The 3,523-nt window shown below is 74.0% G+C and carries 1 protein-coding gene and 1 pseudogene; both read right to left on the bottom strand.

The features are described from left to right. Positions 1-65: 65 nt before the first annotated feature. Positions 66-1,220 (bottom strand): annotated as a pseudogene (gene hemW / locus ABZ371_RS30490) (radical SAM family heme chaperone HemW); the annotation flags it as partial. 47 nt (positions 1,221-1,267) lie between these two features. Then, entirely contained in the window at positions 1,268-3,220 is a 1,953-nt protein-coding gene (locus ABZ371_RS30485; protein WP_358685708.1) for an ATP-binding SpoIIE family protein phosphatase, read from the bottom strand. Between the last annotated feature and the right edge of the window lie 303 nt (positions 3,221-3,523).

Below are 3,523 nucleotides of genomic sequence, written 5' to 3'. Positions count from 1 at the left end.
GCGCCCCCCGAGATCTACACCCGATGCACCACACTCTGTCCCTCCCCGACGCTCTTCCGATCTTACGGCCCCGGCTCCAGCAGGCCGTCCGTCACCGCGCGGCCGGCCGCCGCGAGGCCGGCGGGGGCGAGCAGCGACAGCGGGCAGCCCTCGACGAGCCGCAGCTCCAGCAGGATGCGCTCGACCCGCCGGTCCTCCTCGGAGAGCACCTCACGGCCCGCCCCGGGCGACCGGCCCTCGGCCAGGGCCTGCGCGTACGCCCCAGGGTGCTTCACGTTCCACCAGCGCACGCCGCCGACGTGGCTGTGCGCCCCGGGCCCGGCGCCCCACCAGTCGGCACCCCGCCAGTACAGCTCGTTGTGCAGGCAGCGGCCCTCGGGGGTGCGCGACCAGTTCGACACCTCGTACCAGGAGAAACCGGCGGCCGTCATGGCCTCGTCGGCGATCAGGTAGCGGTCGGCGTGGACGTCGTCGTCCGTCATCGGGACCTCTCCGCGCCGGATGCGACGGGCGAGCTGCGTGCCCTCCTCGACGATCAGCGCGTACGCCGACACGTGGTCGGGGCCGGCACCGATCGCCGCGTCCAGGGAGGCGCGCCAGTCGTCGTCGGACTCCCCGGGGGTGCCGTAGATCAGGTCCAGGTTGACGTGCTCGAAGCCCGCCGCGCGCGCCTCGGCCACACAGGCCTCGGGCCGGCCCGGCGTGTGGGTGCGGTCCAGGACCTTCAGGACGTGCTGCCGGGCACTCTGCATGCCGAAGGAGACGCGGTTGAAACCACCCTCGCGCAGCTCCGACAGGTACGCCGGGTCGACGGACTCCGGATTGGCCTCCGTGGTGATCTCGGCGTCGTCGGCGAGCCCGAACTCCTCCCGGATCACGGCGAGCATCCGGACCAGGTCGGAGGCGGGCAGCAGGGTGGGCGTGCCGCCGCCGACGAAGACCGTGCGGACGGGCCGCGGGTCGTCACCGAGCACCTTGCGGGCCTGGCGGACCTCCTCGGCCAGGTGCGCCGCGTAGTTGTCCCGCGACGCCAGGGCGCCACCCGAACCGCGCAGCTCCGTCGCCGTGTAGGTGTTGAAGTCGCAGTAGCCGCAGCGGGTCGCGCAGTAGGGCACGTGCAGGTAGAAGCCGAGCGGCCGGGCCGCGGCACCTTCCAGGGCGTGACGGGGCAGCGTCCCGTCGTCGGGCACGGGCTCACCATCGGGCAGTACGGAAGGCATACCGTCCATTGTCGCTCGCCGGCGGAGCTTCCCCGTCCACGCGCCGTTCAGTCGACCTGGAGCACGAGCAGGGCCAGGTCGTCGTCGGGCGGACGTTCGGCGAAGGCGTGGACGGCCCGTTTGATCCGGTCGGCGATCCTGTCGGCGGACAGTCCGGCGCAGTCGGCCAGCGCCCGCGCCAGGCCGTCCCCGTCGTCGAACATCAACCGCCCCGATCGCCGCTCGGTCACCCCGTCGGTGACGCAGAGCAGGCTGTCGCCGGGGGCCAGGTCGAAGCTCTGGCTCTCGTACGCCACGTCCTCGACGATGCCGAGCAGCACCTGCGGCTCGGCGGCCGGGCGTACGGAGCCGTCGGGGCGCAGCAGCAGGGGGAGCGGATGGCCGGCGCTCGCCACGGTGCAGCGCACGCCGCCGTCAGGCAGCGGGACGATGTCGCCGTAGAGCAGGGACAGGAAGCGGGACTGGGTGCCGTCGGGGGTCTGCAGGCCGTCCCGCATGCCGTCGGGGGTCCGCAGCAGGCCGTCCCGGATCTGCTGCCCGCCCGCCGCGGCGACCATCAGGGCGGCGGCCTCGGCCGCCTCCATGGCGTCGTCCAGGAGCAGCCGGTTGAGCCGGTCGAGCACCTCCCCGACACGGAAGCCCTCGCGGGACAGCAGGCGCAGCCACGGGCGGGCGAGGCCGGTCACGACGGCGGCCTCCGGTCCGCTCCCCTGGACGTCACCGAGCACGAAGCACCAGCGGCCGCCGGGGCACGGGAAGAGATCGTAGAAGTCGCCTCCGACCACCCCGTCGTCCCCGGGCTCGTACACCAGTGCGCTGGTGACCCCGGGTATCTCGGCCACCTTGCTGGGCAGCAGTCCGCGTTGCAGGATGCGGCTGATCGTGGCCTGACGGGTGTAGGCGCGGGCGGCGCCCACGGCGAGCCCGACGCGGCGCACGAAGTCCGCGATGAGGCCGGCCACCTCCTCGGGAATCCGGGTGACGCCCTCCCGGCCCACGAGCACGGTACCCAGCGTGCGTCCGCCCGAGGTGATGCGGTGGGCGAGCGCGGCACCGGTGCTCCCGCGGCGCTCCGCGGTGGTGCCGCGGGGCCACGGCACGGGAACGGGTGCGGTGCCGACGCTTCCGGGTAAGCGGAGCGGCTCCTTCTCCAGCTCCGGGCGGAGCAGCGCTCCCCCCTCCTCGTCGCTGTGCCACACCCCGGCGAGCCGTGGCACCGCTGCGGGGCCGGCGCCGTCGCTCTCCAGCCAGATCGCGCACCAGTCCGCGAGCCTGGGCACCAGGAGCTGCCCGGCTATCGACGCCACGAGGTCCTCGTCGAGCTGGCCCGCGAGCAGGTCGGACGCCTCGGCCAGGAAGGAGAGCGCCCCGCCGCCGGCCCATTCCGCGTCGTCGCGTCCGGCACGCCGGACCACGGGGGCGAGGATCTCGGCGGCGCGCGGCCCACGCCGGCGGGCGGCCTCCTCGGCCTGCGGAGGCTCGGGGACGCCCTCCCGGTCGTCTGCGGGGAGGCGGGCCCAGACGGTCTTGAGGCCGGTGCGGTAGGTGATGCCCCACGATTCGGCGAGGGTGGCCACGAGCTGGAGGCCGCGGCCGTATTCGGCGGGATCCGGCCGTTCGGCCCGGCCGTCGCGCACCGAACGGGCGGGGTGGTGGTCGGTGATCTCCACGACCAGCGCGGCGGGGTCCTGTCCGGCCGCCTCCTCCAGTCTGAGGAGGAGTTCGACCGTCGTGCCCGCGTGCACGACGGCGTTGGTGACCAGTTCGTTCGCCACGGTCACCGCGTCGTCGACGAGCCGCTCACCGAACCCTCCTGTGGAGGGCAGGCCGAGCGCGGTCCAGTCGGCGAGCGCCGCACGGACGAACCGCCGGCCCGCGGAGGGGGCCGGCAGGATGCCGGGCAGGCTCGTACGGGTGACCAGACGGGGGTCGCCGCCCTGACCGGCGGCGACGGATCCGGGACGCTGAACGATGTCCCGCTGCAAGGGAATGGGCCCCACGGTGCGGCTCCTGACAGTTCTCGCGAAACGCCGCTGACGTCTACGACAGAGTGACAGAAGGGACGCGCCCATAAGCACCGAGTGACTCAAGTGGGCTCAGTCGAATCGCGACGAGCCGGACGGCGGGCCGGACGTTGGGGGCGCATGGCCTCGGGGACGGGCGAGCGCAGGGGGTGGGCCTAACGCCGGGGGCGGGTGAGCGCAGGGGGGTGGGCCTGGCGCCAGAGGGCGCTGATCACAGGAGGACGCCCCCTTGAGGTCGATCTCCCCAAAGTCTCCTGCCGCACATCCGGCATGCGCCGG

The sequence above is a fragment of the Streptomyces sp. NPDC005899 genome, from assembly GCF_040629645.1.
Taxonomy (GTDB): Bacteria; Actinomycetota; Actinomycetes; order Streptomycetales; family Streptomycetaceae; genus Streptomyces.
The sequence above is the reverse complement of the archived record's forward strand: the minus strand, read 5'-3'. Positions and strand labels throughout refer to the sequence as shown.